Below are 15,195 nucleotides of genomic sequence, written 5' to 3'. Positions count from 1 at the left end.
CACCGGCGTTGCAGTCGGACGCTCCCCCACGCTCGAACAAGCTCGCGCGGGAGGGACTCCCATGCCCCCGCTCACCACGGCTGACAGTCACCGCTGCTCTCCTGCGACTTGATCCGCCGGACAGCCCCGGGCCGTGCCCGGAGCGGGCCGCGAAGCGGCGTCCGGACGGCGGATGCCGTGCCGGTGATTGGCCGTTCCGGGGTGGCCACGTGTAAGGCCTGGGCCATACCCTGGAGCCAGGGCTACAGCACCCGGACTGCCCTGCGACGGGAGGGAGTTGGGGGACACTGGAGCCGTGACGGGGGGACGCTTGTTCAGTGTGAGAAACGGCGGTCATGCGGCGGGATTCGAGCATGAGCTGGTAGAGCAGATGTGCGCGGTGTCGGGACTCGATGCACCGGGAGGGCGCGATCTCTTGATCGACATGCTGGCGGGCCGGTTACCCGAGTTGGCCAACCTCCGGCGACACGACCGGAAGCGGCACGACATAATGGAGATAGCCCGGGCCTGTTGGCAACGGCCCACCGGGCTTTCCGTGTTGGTGGACACCCTCCAGGTGTACGACCCCGGCTCCATTCCCGTACTGAGGATCGCGGAGCTCGTCTCGGCCTCCCCGGTTCTGGCGGTACTGCCCGAAGCCGAGTTCCGCCGAGCCCGCTCGCTGCTCGGCCGCTTCCCGCATCCCGATCCGCAGGGCCTGCTGCACGCGGCGGCCGGTGACCTTCCGCTCCCGGCCCACCCGGTCGCCACCCTCCAGGAGGCCTTCGACTTCCTCGCCGGGGCCAACGCCCGCCCCGACGGCCTGCTTCCCGTGCTGGCCCTGGTCGAGCACGCGATCGCGGCGGGCGCGGCGTCCGGCGTCGACCGGCATGTCATCGACGACCTGCGCGGCTGGAACGACGACCAGAGCAAGCGACTTGACCTGGCGAAACCCCTCGAAGCGCTCCGCTCACAGATCGCCCGCGGAGCGGCGGAACCGGCTCCCGCCTGTCTCGTTGTCCAGTTGAGTAAGCACGGGATGAGCTCGGACGAGTACCTGCTCTCCCACTGGCGTCAGCGGCGTCCGGGCTCATGGCGGCCGGAGCGAGGAGAGGACCAGATCGTGGCCCTGGGCGAAGTCGAGGCCGCGGTGGAGCAGTTGGTCGGCGACGTCGAGGAGGACTGGGGCGAGCGCCCCGGCAGACCGGTCCTCGAATTCGTGTTGCCGCTCCAGCTGCTGAACCAGCCCATGGAATGGCTGCCGATGGCCTCCCACTCCTCGTCCGCCACCGCGCTGTGCCTGGACTACCCGGTGGCGCTGCGGAGCCTGGAACGGATGCGGGCCCGGCGTTACCACCGGCGCTGGCGCAACCGCTGGCAGCAGATGACGGCCGGTTCCCGGATCGTCTGCCACTGGGACACCACGGGCGAGCGCGGCCACGACCCCGTGCGGTGGAACAGCATGCTCGCCGCCGACGAGCGACTGGTCTCGGTCGCGCTCAACGCGCCGCCGCTGCCCGGACCCGGCGGCCGCCAGGCCATGCTCGAAGCCGCGCTGCGGGCCGGCGTACCGCTGGCCGTCTGGGACCGCCGGCCCACGCCCCCGGGCGACTTGAAGAAACGGGTCGACAAGCTGCTGAAAGGAACGGCCGCCGAACTGCCGCAGCGCGTACGGCAGTTGAGGAACGAAGCGGCCACCGCCGCGGCGGGGCACCGGGACGCGCACACCGGACGTCACCTCGCGGTGCTCCTCGACGACCCGAACCGGATGGTGGACTGGTCCGCGGACCCGGGGGACCCGGCGTCGGAGCCCGGCAGCGTGCGCGGCGGTCACGACGACGAGGGGACCTCATGAACCGCGTCCAGCATCCGGTCGAGAACAGCCGCAACGGCGGTCCTGTCAACCGTAGTTGGTGGATCTACCGGGGCACCGGGCAGCCGCTGCCCGACATCCGCCTCGCCGACGTGCTGCCTCCGCCGCCCGGCTGGCGGGCCTTCGACGGCGGCCCGGTGCTGCCGCCCGTACCGGCAGAGAGCGCCGAGACCGACCGCCGGCTCGGCAGCGCGGGCCGCACCACCTCCCGGCAGAACCCGCACGACATCGACATGATCAACACGGCTCTGCTGCTGCGCAGGCCGCTGCTGGTGACCGGCCGGCCCGGCATCGGGAAGTCCACGCTGGCCTACCTGGTCGCCCGCGAACTGGGCCTGGGCCGCGTCCTGCACTGGGGGATCACCTCGCGCAGCACCCTGCGCTCCGGGCTGTACGAGTACGACGCCATCGGCCGCGCCCAGGCGTCCCTCGGGAGAGGCCCGGCAGACCTTCCCGACGGCGGATCCACCACCGAGGCGGCACCGGAGGGCGGCACCGGGGCCCGGATCGGGGACTTCGTACGGCTGGGCCCGCTGGGCACCGCCCTGCTCCCGTACGAGCTGCCCCGCGTCCTGCTCATCGACGAGCTGGACAAGAGCGACATCGACCTGCCCAGCGACCTCCTCCACGTGCTGGAGAACGGCTCGTACGACATCCCGGAACTGGTCCGCGCCCGCCATCACGAGAGCCGGGCGCGGGTGTTCACCGACGACCCGGACACCACGGTCACCGTGGCGGACGGCCGGGTCCGGTGCCGGGCCTTCCCGTTCGTCGTCATCACCAGCAACGGCGAACGGCAGTTCCCGCCGGCCTTCCTGCGCCGCTGCGTCCGGCTGGACGTCTCCCCGCCCCGCGAGGACCAGCTGGCCGCCATGATCGCCGCGCACTTCCGGGACCAGGAGGGCCGGTACGACGACATGATCCGGGCGTTCGTGGAGCGCAGCCGGCAGAACGGCGGGCTGGCGACCGACCAGTTGCTCAACGCGGTGTTCCTGCGGACGGCCGGGGTCCGGGAGGACGACGAGTCCTGGGCCGAGCTGCTGGAGGCCCTCTGGCGTGAACTGTCGGGGGCGCCCTGATGGGTGACGACTCGCGTGCCCGTCCGGAGGCCTTCGAAGTGGCGGAGGGCCTCTGGCTGCACGCGTACCAGACGCTGGCGGCGCGCCTGCCGGCGTCGGACCGCCCGCCGCAGCCCCGGCCGACCGGGCTGTCGGGGCTCTCCGGGCTGCCCGAACCCCCCGGCGGGCCGCCGGCGTCCGGCGGGACGGGCGGGGGCGCGCGGGGCGGGGCCGGTGGTGGCCGGTCAGCCGGGACCGGCAGCGGAACGACACGCGAGGACGCCGCCGACGGTGCGGTGCCGGAGCTGCCCGGCGACGCCCATGACATCCATGACACCGACGACGCCCGCCACACCGGTGACACGGGCGAGGTGGTGTTCCTGCCGTTCCTGCCCGCCGAACCGGGACAGGAGCGGGCGGCCCGGCACGTCCGGGCCGAAGCGGCCGGGCCGGTGGCGGCGCTGCCGGATCTGCGGGACGCGGCGGGGATCACCCGCGCGCTGCGCGCGCTGAAGCAGCTCACGCCCTCCGCGTTCGAGGTCGAGCTGGATGAGGAGACCACGGCCGAACGGGCCGCCGAGGACGGCCTGTGGATGCCCTATACCCGGCCGGCGGACGAGCGCCGCTTCGACCTGGTGCTGGTCGTGGACGACCACGCGACCATGGTGATCTGGGAGCAGACGGTCGCCGAGTTCGCCGCCGTGGCGGAGCGGCTCGGCGCCTTCCGTGACGTACGGGTGCGCCGGCTCGGCCTGCGCGAGACCCCGCGGGGGCCGGAGGCGGTGCTGCGCGGGCCGTACCCGGAGCACGACGTCCTCGGCGTCCCCGGCGAACTGGTGGACCGCACCGGCCGCCGGATCATCCTGGTGCTGACCGACGGCCTGGGACCGCTGTGGCGGACCGCGGCCGGCCGGCAGGCGCTGGAGCTGTGGGCGGCGGCCGGGCCGGTGGCCGTGGTGCACCTGCTGTCCCAGCGGGACTGGCACCGCACCGCGCTGGCGCCCCGGCAGGCACGGCTGCGCAGCCCCCGCGCGGGGGCCCGCACCACCGAACTGGCCGTGGACTTACCGGCCGAGTGGCGCGACCCCTTCGACCCGCCGCCCGGTGACTGGACGGCGGCGGTGCCGGTCCTTGAGCTGGACGCGCGCTGGCTGGGCCGCTGGGCCGCTCTGGTGGCCGGTGCGGAGTCCGACTGGGTGGAGGCCCCGGTGCTGCTGCTCGGGGCGCCCGACGCGCCCGAGGAGTCCGACGCACCCGACGGGTCCGAGGCGTCCGAGGCGTCCGAGGGGGACGCCGCCGAGTCGCCGCTCGCCACTCCGGTGCCCTCGGCGCCCTCGGCGCCCTCGGTGCAGGAGCGCATCCGGCGCTTCCGCAGCCATGCCACCCCCACCGCCTTCCGGCTGGCCACCCATCTGGCCGCCGCCATCCTGGAGCCCCGCCTGGTCCGGGACGTGCAGCGCAGACTGGTGCCCGAGGCGCAGCCCGCCCATCTCGCCGAGCTCTTCCTGAGCGGCCTGCTGGAGCAGCCCGCGTCCACCGCGCCGCACGGCGGCACCGCCCCCGCGCCGCTGGAGTTCGTCGACGGGGCGCGCGAGGCGCTGCTGGCGGGCGCGATGCGCGCGGACACCGCCCGGGTGGTGAGTTCGGTCTCCGAGCTCTACGGCGACCGGTTCGAGGCCGCCCGCGGGCTGCACGGTGCGCTGCTCGCCCCCGAGGCCGAGCCGGTTCCGCAAGTGACCGCGGACAACCTGCCGTTCGTGCGTGTCGAGCTGGCCGTGCTGCGCGCCCTCTCGGGGCCCTATCTGCTGCGAGCCCGCCGGCTCAGCGCGGCTCTGGAGAGGGCTCCGGCGGGTGCGTCTATCATCGAGAATTCGCGGCAAATAGGTCACGATGTCAGCAATAAACATGAAAATTCCGATTTGGACGGCCTGAATATGACCGACACCACTGCCAGTGAGCACCAGCGCGGAGACGGGGGTTCCGTCAGCGGGACTCCGGTGCAGCAGATTCCGGCCCCGAGTCCCGACGGTCAGCCGGGCGCCGGACTCTCATCACCTGGCAGGGTGGTCCCGGGTCCGGCCGAGCCGCAGTCGCGCCAGGTGCAGCAGCGTGCCGCCGTACCGGTGGTCTGGGGCAGCGTGCCACCGAACAACCCCAATTTCACCGGGCGCGAGGAACTCCTCGCTCAGGTGCACGACCAGTTGCTGACGGGGGACACCTCGGCGGTGCTGCCCCACACCCTGCACGGCATGGGCGGTGTCGGGAAATCCCAGATCGCCATCGAATACGTCTACCGGCATTCGTCCGAGTACGACGTGATCTGGTGGATCCCGTCCGAACAGCCGACGATGATCCTGACCGCGCTCACCGAACTCGCCCACCGGCTCGGCCTGAACGTGGGCACGGAAGCCAACCGGGCGGTCCCGGCGGTCCGCGAGGCCCTGCGCCGGGGCGAGCCGTTCGACCGCTGGCTGCTGGTGTTCGACAACGCCGAGAACGTCGAGGCCGTACGCCCCTACTTCCCGACCGGCGGCACCGGGAAGATCCTCATCACCTCCCGGAACCAGGAGTGGGACCGGGTGGCGAGGACCCTCTCCGTGGACGTCTTCACCCGGGAGGAGAGCAAGGCCCTGCTGCGCCGCCGGGCCCGCGACCTGTCCGACGCCGACGCCGACCTGCTCGCCGAGGAGCTGGGCGACCTGCCGCTCGCCATCGAGCAGGCCGCGGCCTGGCAGGCCGTCACCGGCATGGCGGTGGACGAGTACCTGGGGCTGATCCGGGAGAAGATCGCCGAGCTGATGCTGGAACTCGTCCCGTCGCCGGACTACCCCATGTCGGTGGCCGCCGCCTGGGACGTCTCGCTGCGCCAGCTCGAACAGCGCAACCCCGCGGCGCTCCAGCTCCTCCAGGTCTGCTCGTTCTTCGCCCCCGAGCCGATCTCGCGCTCCCTCTTCAACAACTCGCGGAGCACCATCGCCCCCGAGCTCGACGAGGCCCTGCGCCACCCGATCAGGCTGGGCCGGGCCATCCGGGAGATCAACGTCTACGCCCTGGCCCGCATCGAGCACCGGCACGACACCATCCAGTTGCACCGTCTGGTCCAGGCGGTCCTGGTCAACCGCATGTCCCCGCAGCAGCAGGCGGACATGCGGCACGGCGCACACCTGCTCCTCGCCGACGCCAACCCCAACAGCCCCGGTTCCCGGGAACTGTGGCCGCGCTACCAGCAGCTGCTGCCGCACATCGCGGTGTCGCGGGCCGTGGAGTGCGACTCGCCCTGGGTGCGCGGCCTGATCCGCGGCGTCGTGGAGTTCCTCTACTACTGGGGCGACCACGAAGGCGCGGTCTCCATGGCACGCGAGGCGCTGGACGTGTGGACCGCGAAGTTCGGCGGGGAGGACCAGCAGACGCTGGAAATGGCGAAGTGGCTGGCCTATCTCCTGCGCATGGTCGGAGAGTACGAGGAAGCCGCCGCCATGATGCAGCGCACCGCGGACACCTACATCCGGGTCGCGGGCGAGGACGACGAGGGCACCCTGGACGCCCTCATCCAGCTGACCAGCGGGCTGCGGCTGAGGGCCGAGATGGCACAGGGGCTGGAGATCAACCGTTCGGTCTACGACCGCTGCCTGCGGGCCTTCGGCGACGACGACCCCGCCACCCTTCGCGCGGCCCACAGCCTGGGCGTCGGGCTGCGGTTGATGGGCCTGTACAAGGAGGCCCGCGAGTACGACACGGAGACCGCCCGGCTGCGTGCCCTCGCGCTGGGCGAGAACCACCTCGACACCCTGAACACCCTCAGCAACCTCTCCATCGACATCCGCGAGACCGGTGACTACCCGGGCGCCGTCGTCCACCAGGAGGACGTCTACGCCCGCTACATCGCGACCTACGGCGAGGACAACCCCTCGACGGTGAGCTGCGCCCGTGTTCTCGCGGTGTGCCGTCGGCGCGCCGGGGACCACGAGGGGGCGGTGCAGCTCGGCGAGCTGGCGCTGTCGAAGTTCGAGAACCGCTACGGCGCCGACCATCCGGACGCCATCGCTTCCGCGGCCAACCTGGTCGTCGACCTCCGGCAGGACGGCCAGTTGACGCGGTCCAGGGAACTGGGCGAGGCGACGCTCCGGCGTTACATGGCCAAACTGGGCAGCGGCCACCCCTACACCCTGTCGGCCCGCACGAACCTGGCCATCACCCTGCGCCACCTCGGCGATCTCGACGCGGCCGGTGAACAGGTCGGCGTCGCGCTGCGGGGCATGCGCGAGTCGCTCGGTGACGAGCACGTCCTCACGGTCACGACGGCCCTCGGTATGGCCAATCACCACAGCGCCGGATCGCGCCACGAGGAGGCTCTGGAACTGGACCAGAAGTCCCTGGAGATCCTGACCCGCATCTTCGGCAAGGACCATCCGACCACCCTGGCCTGCGCCAACAACGTCGCGCTGGACCTGCGCGCGCTGGACCGCGTGGACGAGGCGACGGTGCTGCACACCGACACCCTGACCCGGTTCCGGCGGACGCTCGGCGAGAGCCACCCGGCGACCGTCGCCGCCGCCAGCAGCCGGCGGGCCGAGGCGGACATCGCCCCGGTGCCGTTCTAGGCGGCTCCAGGGCGCTCCGGGCCGTTCCGCCAGAGGCCGCCGACCGGGCTCAGGTCCCGGTCGGCGGCTTGAGGCAGCGGTGGTGCTACGACTGCGGTGTCGGCTCGGCGTCCACGGCCGGGGCCTGCCCGGTGTCCGGGGTCTGCCCGTCGCCGGTGGCCGTGCCGGTCCCGGCGCGTTCGGCGGGCGCGGCGCCGGCCGGGCGGTGCAGCGGGCCGATCAGCGGTCCGGCGGCGGCCGTGGTGAGCAGCGCCATCACGACCAGCAGCGCGTACAACCGGGGGCCGATCACTCCGGCCTGCAACCCCACGTTGAGCACGATGAGTTCGGTGAGCCCCCGGGTGTTGAGCAGCACGCCGATCAGCAGCGAGTCACGCCAGGGCATCCGGGCGGCACCCCGGGCCGACAGGGAGCCGGCGGCCACCTTGCCCACCACCGCGGCGGCGCATATCACCAGCAGGAGCAGCAGGTCCGAGCCGTGCAACCCGCCGAGCCGGACCGACATCCCGGAGATCGTGAAGAACACCGGCAGCAGCAGGCCGCCGGTCTCCTGGAGCGGGCGCACCACCTGGCTGTCGGGAGCGCCGTCGGACTGGCGGGGCATGATGATCCCGGCCAGCAGCGCGCCGAAGATCACGTGCAGTCCGAGCGCGCTGGTGGCCCAGGACGAGGCCAGCGCCAGAGCGGCGGCGACGGGGACGTGATTGGTCATCAGGGCACGGGGGCGGTGCATCCACCACTTCAGCGCCGGCCGCACGACGAGGAACATCGCCAGCACGTACGCCGCCAGCAGCGCCACCTTCTCGGCCCAGGCGCCCACCGAGCCGTTCTCGCCGCCGATCAGGGCGATCGCCAGCACCGGCCAGCTCAGCGCGTCGATGACACCGGCGGCCGCCATCGCGATCGTGGCGGGCCCGGTGCCGGCCAGCCCCTGGTCCCTGATGATGCTGGCCAGTACGGGGACCGCCGTGATGGACAGGGCGACGGCCATATAGAGGATGAATGTCGCGTCGACCGGATGCCCGCCGTTCGCGGAACGGAAACCTCCGGGATACAGCAGAACGATGCCGGCCCCGATCAGCATGGGAATCACGAACCCGCTCAGCGAGATGACGGTCACCGCGCCGCGATTGCGCAGCTGGCCGAGGTCGAGTTCATAGCCGACCGCGAAGAGGAAGAGCACCAGCGCGACCTGGGCCACGGAAGTCAGAATTGGCTTGATCTGGTCCGGGAAGAGGGTTTCGTACACCCCGCCTGGGGCCATGCCCAGCAGGCTGGGACCGAGGGCGATGCCGGCGACCAACTGCCCGATGACGGGAGGCTGGCGGAGTTTTCGGGCCGCCGCTCCCAGGGCCGAGGAGGCGGCGATCACCATCGCGAGAGCTGCGACGACGTGAGTAACAGCGGAGTCGATGCTCACCGGCATCCCCCTTCGGCAAGTGCCGCACCCTGTAGCGTAGTTCACACGCAGTGTAGCCGGTGTCGGGGCAACTGACCTATTCTTGGCGCGTTCGGAATATGCCGTTCGAGGGCGGGGGGTCGGCGGTGACGACGGTCTTATTCGTACACGGCACCGGCGTGCGTGAGCCGGGTTTCAGCGGAACCGTGGATGCCGTACGGCAAGGATTACGGCCGTTACGGCCCGAAGTCCGGATATCTTCCTGCTATTGGGGAGGAAGTGCCGGATCGGTACTGCATTCGAACGGTATTTCCGTGCCGGGGTACGGGACAGGGCGTGAATTACCACGGGTGGGCGCCCCCGGTGCGCCGGAGGAGTATCCCGACGAGGACGTCGAATTCTGGGGACTGCTTTATCTGGACCCGCTCCTCGAACTGCGCCTGCTCACCGCGGAAACCACCGGGAGAACCGAATCGGCACCGGGTACCCGACCGCCGGGCGAGGCCCTCTCCGCGGCGGCCCTGGCGCTCGCCCAGGACGACCGGCTGCGCGGGCCGCTGGGCGCGGCGGGCCTTCCGGCGGACTTCGCCGCCGCCGTGGCCGCCGTACTCACCGCCGACGACTGCCGCCGCTTCCTGCGCGCCCCGGCCGAGGGCGCGGGCCCGGCCGAACTGGCCCGGGCCTTCGTGGCCGAGGCGGTGCGCCGCCGGACCGAACGGCAGGAACCGGCGCCGGCCCTCGACGGCACCGCCCGGGACGCGGCGGTCGCCCGGATCGCCGCCCTGCTCCCCGGCCCCGCCGCGACCGGGGACGAGCCCGGCACCCACCGCGGCCCGGTGACCCGGCGGATCAAGCGGCTGACGGGACGGCTGGCCCTCGGCCTGGCCTCCGCCCAGGCGGTGAAGCGGCGGTCGGCGCTCACCGACGCGGCCCATCCGGCCGCCGGGGACGTGCTGCTCTACCTGGCGCGCGGCGGCCCGATCCGCGAGGCCGTCGCGGCGGCCGTGGCGGCGGCGGAGCCGCCGGTCGTGCTCCTCGCCCACAGCCTCGGCGGGATAGCCGCGCTGGACCTGCTGGTGCTGCGGCCGCTGCCGCAGGTCGCACTGCTGGTGACCGTCGGCTCACAGGCCCCGTTCCTGTACGAACTGGGCGCCCTGCCCAGCCTGGAGCACGGCAGCCCGCTGCCCGCGCACGTACCTCGCTGGCTCAACGTCTACGACCGGCGGGACCTGCTCAGCTACCTCGGCGCCGGGGTCTTCCCCGGCCGGGTCGTGGACATCGCCCTGGACAGCCGCCAGCCCTTCCCGCTCTCCCACAGCGCCTACTGGAGCAACCCCGAGCTGTACCGCGTCCTGGCCGAGGAGCTGCCGTGACCGCCGTGCGCCCGGACCGGACCCACGCCGTCGTCGTCGGCGTGGAACGCTATGCCGCCGGCCCGTCCTGGGACCTGCCGGGCCCGGCCGCCGACGCCCGCCGCTTCACCGCCTGGCTGCGCCGCCGAGGAGTCCCCGCGGCCCACATCTCCCTGCTGCTGGACGCCCTGCCCGGAACCGGCGGGCCCGAGGTGGACGCGACCGCCGGTCCCGCCGGACGTGAGGCGGTGCAGGAGGTGCTGACCCGCCGGCTGCCCGCGCTGGAGGGCGACCTGCTGTTCGTCGTATGGGGCGGCCACGGGGTCACCGACCCGCAGGGGCACCGCAGGCTCTTCTACGCCGACGCCACGGCCGACGACAAACGCAACCTCGACCTGGACGCCTGGCTGACCACCCTCACCACCGACGCCCTGCCCGGCTTCCGGCGCCAGATCTGGCTGGTGGACTCCTGCCAGACCTTCGTCGAGGACCTGGGCTTCGCGCGCTCCCTCCCCGGCGAACTCCCGTCCCGCGGCGACCGGTTGCCGGGCCGGGAGCAGTTCGTGCTGCTGGCCTCCGGGCCGGGACAGCGAGCGGTCAACGACCCGGTGCGGCGGACCGGGGCGTTCTCCCGGGCCGTGCTGGCCACGCTGGAGGCCTCGGACGACGAGAACTGGCCACCCGACATGAACGCGGTGGCCCGGACCGTCATCGGGCGCTTCACCGAGGGGGGACAGCGGCCCACCTCGCTCTGGTACCGGTCCGAGGCCGGCGACGTACGCCATTACGACTTCCCCGCCGCCCGGCGCCGGGAGGAACCGGTGCCGGACGCGGCCCTGTCCGAACTCGTCACGCTGCTGGCCGGGTGGCCCGCCCTGGCCGACCGCGACCAGCGGCAACTCGTCATCGGCATGCTGCCCGTCGACCTGGCCGGTGCCATCCCCCGGCTGGGCGCGGCCCGGGCCGACATCATCAGCATCGTGCGCACCTGCCGTCTGCACCCGGGAGGCCTGGCCGCCCTGGTCGAGGCGCTCGGGGCGCTCGACCCGGGCTCGCTGGCGCAGGGCGAGCTGAAGGACTGGGCGGCCCGCCGGCTGCCGCCCGGGTCAGCGGGGTGACCGGCCTGATCACGGTCTTCCCGGCACCTGGTCGATGCGTCATCATGAAACCAACGGGAGGACGTTCTCAGGGGGATGGAGCATGAACACGTCCGCGGACTCCGTGCGATCCGAACTGCCCGATGTGAGCGACACCGCGCTCCTCGACCTTCGGTCGCGACATCCGGACGTCTACGCGCGTGCACTGGACCGGCTGCTGCGCCAGGTCGAACGGCTCCGGATCAACTTCGGAGACGGAGCGCCCGGACGGGCTGACTGACGGTCCCTACGGAAGGAGACACGTGCAGGCCGACGGAGGCTCCGCATCCGCCCATGCCGATCACCACGTGATTCCCTCGGCGTATTTCGACGATCTGGCGGCGGGCCGGGGCGGTCCGGAAGCGGTTCGTTTCCTGTGGACCACCGAGTACAGCAGGCGGCTCCTGCTGTTGAGGGCCCTGCTCGACACCATCGCCGAGACCTCCGGCGCGCTGGGCCCGCTGCCACCCGTCGACACCGCGTGGGACACCCTGACGGCGGCTCAGCAGCGGTCCCCGGAGGACTTCGGGGAGTTGCTGCTGCACCCGCAGGTCGGCATCTGGCTGGGACACAGCCTGCGCCGGCTCAGGCACCGGGCCTGGGGCGACGGGCCGCTCTGGACCGACCTCGGCCATCTGCACGCGGTGTGCGCGGTCGCCGCGCTGCGCGCCGGGCTGCCGCTGCGCACCACCGTGCCGCTGCGGGACGGCACCGCGATGTTCCCGGCCCTCGGGCTGGCCCGCCTGCCGGACCGCCCGCGGTGGGGGACGGCGGAGGTGGTCGTGGCGGCGGGGCGGCTGCAGGTCGACCCGTACGGCATCGGCGTGGGCCCGCCCGAGCCGCCCGGGACCCCCGACGGTGACGCCCCCGGGTGGCAGGGGCTGCGCAGCCTGCGGGCGGACGCGGCGGGCCGGCCGGTGAGCGTCTGGCTGGACGACATCGACCCCTACCGGGACCTGAGTGAACCGCTGCCCCCGCACCGTCTCGACAAGGACGGACTCGCCCACTGGCGGGAGCGGTTCGGCCGCGCGCTGGACCTGCTCGCGGGCAGCGACCCGGGCACGGCCGCCGCCATGGCCGAGGGGCTGCGCACCATCACGGAGGTACGGGGTGCTCCGCCCTGGACGGTCCTCAGCGCCTCCTCCGGCGACGCCTTCGGTGGCCTGCTCTCCTCGCTGCCCCCGGATCCGGTCAGCTTCGCGGTCACCCTGGTCCACGAGTTCCAGCACACCAAACTGGGCGCCCTGCTCCACCTGCTGACACTGGAGCGGGACGACGGGACCGAGCGGCACTACGCCCCCTGGCGCAACGACCCGCGCCCGCTGAGCGGCCTGCTGCAGGGCGCCTACGCCTTCCTGGGCATCACCGACTTCTGGTGCAGGTACCTGGACCACGTGCCGCCGGACGGGCGTCCGCTGGCGCAGTTCGAGTTCGCGCTGCGCAGGCGGCAGACCCAGGACGCGATCCGCACCCTGCTCGCCGATCCCGCCCTGACCGCGCACGGCCGCCGTTTCCTGCGGGGCATGGCCGCGCGGCTGCCGGCCTGGTGGTCGGACGGCCGGATCCGGCCGGACATCGCCGCCCTGGCCGAGTTCGTGGCCACCGACCACCGCACCGGCTGGCGGGTCCGCCATCTGAGCCCCGCCCCGGACGACGTCCGGGCCCTGGCCCGGGCCTTCACCGCCGGTGCCGCGGCCGACGGGCGCATCGCCGAGTCCACCGTCGTCCCCGATCTCGCCGCGCCCTGGTCCCAGGCCCGTACCGGACTCGTCCGGCAGGGCCTCGCCGTACCGTCCGACGGTGACTGGCCCGCACCGTCCGCCGCCGACCGCGCGCTGGTCGCCGGGGACCCCGCCGCCTCCGAGGCCTACGCCCGCCTGCTGGCAGGTGACCCCGAGGACGCCGAGGCGTGGACCGGCCTGGTCCTCGCCCTCGGCGATCGCCCGCTGCTGCGCCGCCCCGAACTGCCCCGCGCGGTGCACCGCGAGCTCCGCATGACCGGCACGGGCGCCGACCCGCGCGACGTCGCCCGCTGGCTGGCCGCCGGCACCGGCACCTGAGAAGCGGCCGGCGGGCGGGCTGCGGCGGGCGGGTGATCAGCAGGTGGCGGCCGTCGTCGAGGCCGGCCGGCTCGCCGACGCCACGGCGGTGACGCCCGCGGCGACCGCCGGCGCACCGGCGGCTCCGAAGGCCACGACCCGCGCGGCCCGGCGGTTCCTGTGCTCGCTCATATCCGGACGGATGTCCTTCCGTGAGAGGCGGAGAAGTCGTCTGTCATGGGCACCGGAACCTGGGGGCGCCGCCTGTGATGCACGTGTCACAAGGCCGTGGTTTCGCGGGGCGCCGAGGCCCGTGTCCGGCCCCCGTCCACCCCGGCCCCGTCAACTTTGCTGCCCCGCACCAGGCTTGGACCCGCCATGTGCGGGGCAGAGCCCTCCTACCGGACAGCAGGTACCGGTCAGGGCTCGGCAAGAGGAGGGCGTCATGGACGGTCGGATCCGCGTGCGCGTTGTTCGTCGGCCCGCTCCCCGCGGGCAGGAGATCGACCGCAGGACGCCTTCCGGGCGCATCCTGCCGTACTAGCCGCACCAGGTGACCGGATCGCGGTACGGAGCAGGGTGCGCGGACGGTACACACCGGCCGCGGCTGTCCCGCGATCCGCTGCGAGGCGCGCGGGCGCCCTCCCGTCGGTCCGGCACCTCGCCGCCGAGGTAGCCCGGCTCGTCCTGCCCGCCCCGCGCCCGGGAGATCCGACGCCGGTCGGGACCGGGTGCACATGCACCTGGTGGGTGGCCTCAAGTCGGGCTGGAATCAAGCCGGTTGACCTGCCCGTTCGTTTCGCCGCCGGGATCTGCGGGCAATTGCCGGGCAACGCGGGCCCGGCCAAGGCCGCGGGAGGGGGACACGGCGGTGCCTGATCTGGTGCGGACGACGGGCGGGCGGCGGCTGCGGGTGGAGGTGTCCGGGGATCCCAGGGGGCGGCCGGTGTTCCTGCTGCACGGTATGCCCGGCAGCCGGGTGGGGCCGCGGCCCCGGCCGATGTTCCTGTACCAGCACGGCGCCCGGCTCATCAGCTTCGACCGGCCGGGGTACGGCGGCTCGGACCGCCGGCCGGGGCGGCGGGTCGTGGATGCCGTGGAGGATGTGGCGGCTGTGGCCGACGCCCTCGGACTGGGCCGGTTCGCGGTGGCCGGCCGCTCCGGCGGCGGACCGCACGCCCTCGCCTGCGCCGCGCTGCTGCCGGGCCGGGTGACCCGGGCGGCCGCCCTGGTGGGGCTCGCGCCGCGGGACGCCGAGGGGCTCGACTGGTTCGCCGGGATGGCCCCGTTCAACGTCCTGGAGTTCCACACCGCCTTCACCGACCCGGAGCGGTACGCGGCCCGGATCATCCCGCGCTCGGCCGTCATCCGCAGCAACCCGGCGCGGCTGCTGGAGGACCTGCGCGCGGACCTGACCGAGGAGGACCGGCTGATCGTCTCCGACGCCAGCATCCGGTCGATGCTGCTGCGCACCTATCACGAGGCGCTGCGCACCTCGCCGTACGGCTGGATCGACGACGCGTTCGCGCTGACCAGCCCGTGGGGCTTCGATCCGGCGCACATCGGGGTGCCGGTGCTGCTGTGGCACGGCGCCAAGGACGTCTTCTCGCCCGCCTCCCACTTCTCCTGGCTGGCCGCGCGCATTCCGCGCGCCAAGGCCGTCCTGGAGCCGAAGGCGGCGCACTTCGCGTCGCTGCGCGCCCTGCCCGACGTACTGGACTGGCTGCTGGCGGGGACCCCCAGAGGATGACACGGCGT

10 protein-coding genes are annotated in these 15,195 nt (G+C 73.2%); 8 read left to right on the top strand and 2 right to left on the bottom strand.

Annotation, left to right across the window (positions count from 1 at the left end; genetic code table 11):
* Positions 1-370 precede the first annotated feature (370 nt).
* From OHB00_RS16730 to fxsT, 3 genes are read left to right on the top strand one after another with little or no spacing between them, the layout of a single operon-like run.
* On the top strand, positions 371-1,834 hold the full coding sequence (locus OHB00_RS16730) for an effector-associated domain 2-containing protein (protein WP_406445820.1): 1,464 nt from the start codon (positions 371-373) through the stop codon (positions 1,832-1,834).
* Positions 1,831-2,931 carry a MoxR family ATPase gene (locus OHB00_RS16725; protein ID WP_406435698.1) on the top strand — a complete coding sequence of 367 codons (1,101 nt, stop codon included), beginning with the start codon at positions 1,831-1,833 and terminating at the stop codon, positions 2,929-2,931. The genes OHB00_RS16730 and OHB00_RS16725 overlap by 4 nt, the downstream gene beginning before the upstream one ends.
* Entirely contained in the window at positions 2,931-7,511 is a 4,581-nt protein-coding gene (fxsT, locus tag OHB00_RS16720) for an FxSxx-COOH system tetratricopeptide repeat protein (protein ID WP_406435697.1), read from the top strand. The genes OHB00_RS16725 and fxsT overlap by 1 nt, the downstream gene beginning before the upstream one ends.
* 85 nt (positions 7,512-7,596) lie before the next feature.
* Here the strand turns inward: fxsT and OHB00_RS16715 are convergent, their stop codons facing one another.
* Positions 7,597-8,931 (bottom strand): cation:proton antiporter, encoded by a 1,335-nt coding sequence (locus OHB00_RS16715; protein WP_406435696.1) that lies wholly within the window; start codon positions 8,929-8,931, stop codon positions 7,597-7,599.
* A gap of 329 nt (positions 8,932-9,260) precedes the next feature.
* On the opposite strand from OHB00_RS16715, the gene OHB00_RS16710 reads away from it, so the two are divergent.
* The 4 genes from OHB00_RS16710 to OHB00_RS16695 all read left to right on the top strand — a co-directional run bounded on the left by OHB00_RS16710 (position 9,261) and on the right by OHB00_RS16695 (position 13,458).
* Positions 9,261-10,283 carry a hypothetical protein gene (locus tag OHB00_RS16710; protein ID WP_406435695.1) on the top strand — a complete coding sequence of 341 codons (1,023 nt, stop codon included), beginning with the start codon at positions 9,261-9,263 and terminating at the stop codon, positions 10,281-10,283.
* Positions 10,280-11,380, top strand: a complete 1,101-nt coding sequence (locus OHB00_RS16705) for an effector-associated domain 2-containing protein (RefSeq protein WP_406435693.1) — start codon at positions 10,280-10,282, stop codon at positions 11,378-11,380. The genes OHB00_RS16710 and OHB00_RS16705 overlap by 4 nt, the downstream gene beginning before the upstream one ends.
* A gap of 82 nt (positions 11,381-11,462) precedes the next feature.
* On the top strand, positions 11,463-11,639 hold the full coding sequence (locus tag OHB00_RS16700) for a hypothetical protein (protein ID WP_406435691.1): 177 nt from the start codon (positions 11,463-11,465) through the stop codon (positions 11,637-11,639).
* A gap of 22 nt (positions 11,640-11,661) precedes the next feature.
* A complete protein-coding gene (locus tag OHB00_RS16695) occupies positions 11,662-13,458 on the top strand; it encodes an HEXXH motif domain-containing protein (protein ID WP_406435689.1) in 1,797 nt (598 codons plus the stop codon).
* Positions 13,459-13,494: 36 nt separating this feature from the next.
* Here OHB00_RS16695 and OHB00_RS16690 read toward each other — a convergent pair whose 3' ends face one another.
* Positions 13,495-13,629 (bottom strand): hypothetical protein, encoded by a 135-nt coding sequence (locus OHB00_RS16690; RefSeq protein WP_406435687.1) that lies wholly within the window; start codon positions 13,627-13,629, stop codon positions 13,495-13,497.
* Between the two features lie 679 nt (positions 13,630-14,308).
* On the opposite strand from OHB00_RS16690, the gene OHB00_RS16685 reads away from it, so the two are divergent.
* Positions 14,309-15,187, top strand: coding sequence for an alpha/beta fold hydrolase (locus OHB00_RS16685; protein ID WP_406435685.1), 879 nt, complete (start codon positions 14,309-14,311; stop codon positions 15,185-15,187).
* Positions 15,188-15,195: the final 8 nt, after the last annotated feature.

Source organism: Streptomyces sp. NBC_00631, from assembly GCF_045206895.1.
Taxonomy (GTDB): domain Bacteria; phylum Actinomycetota; class Actinomycetes; order Streptomycetales; family Streptomycetaceae; genus Streptomyces.
This window is presented reverse-complemented; position numbering and strand designations above follow the sequence as displayed.

Coding starts and splice junctions, on each gene's coding strand:
- fxsT (WP_406435697.1), top strand. CDS start 2,931: ATGGGTGACGACTCGCGTGCCCGTCCGGAGGCCTTCGAAGTGGCGGAG.
- OHB00_RS16690 (WP_406435687.1), bottom strand. CDS start 13,629: ATGAGCGAGCACAGGAACCGCCGGGCCGCGCGGGTCGTGGCCTTCGGA.
- OHB00_RS16725 (WP_406435698.1), top strand. CDS start 1,831: ATGAACCGCGTCCAGCATCCGGTCGAGAACAGCCGCAACGGCGGTCCT.
- OHB00_RS16730 (WP_406445820.1), top strand. CDS start 371: ATGTGCGCGGTGTCGGGACTCGATGCACCGGGAGGGCGCGATCTCTTG.
- OHB00_RS16700 (WP_406435691.1), top strand. CDS start 11,463: ATGAACACGTCCGCGGACTCCGTGCGATCCGAACTGCCCGATGTGAGC.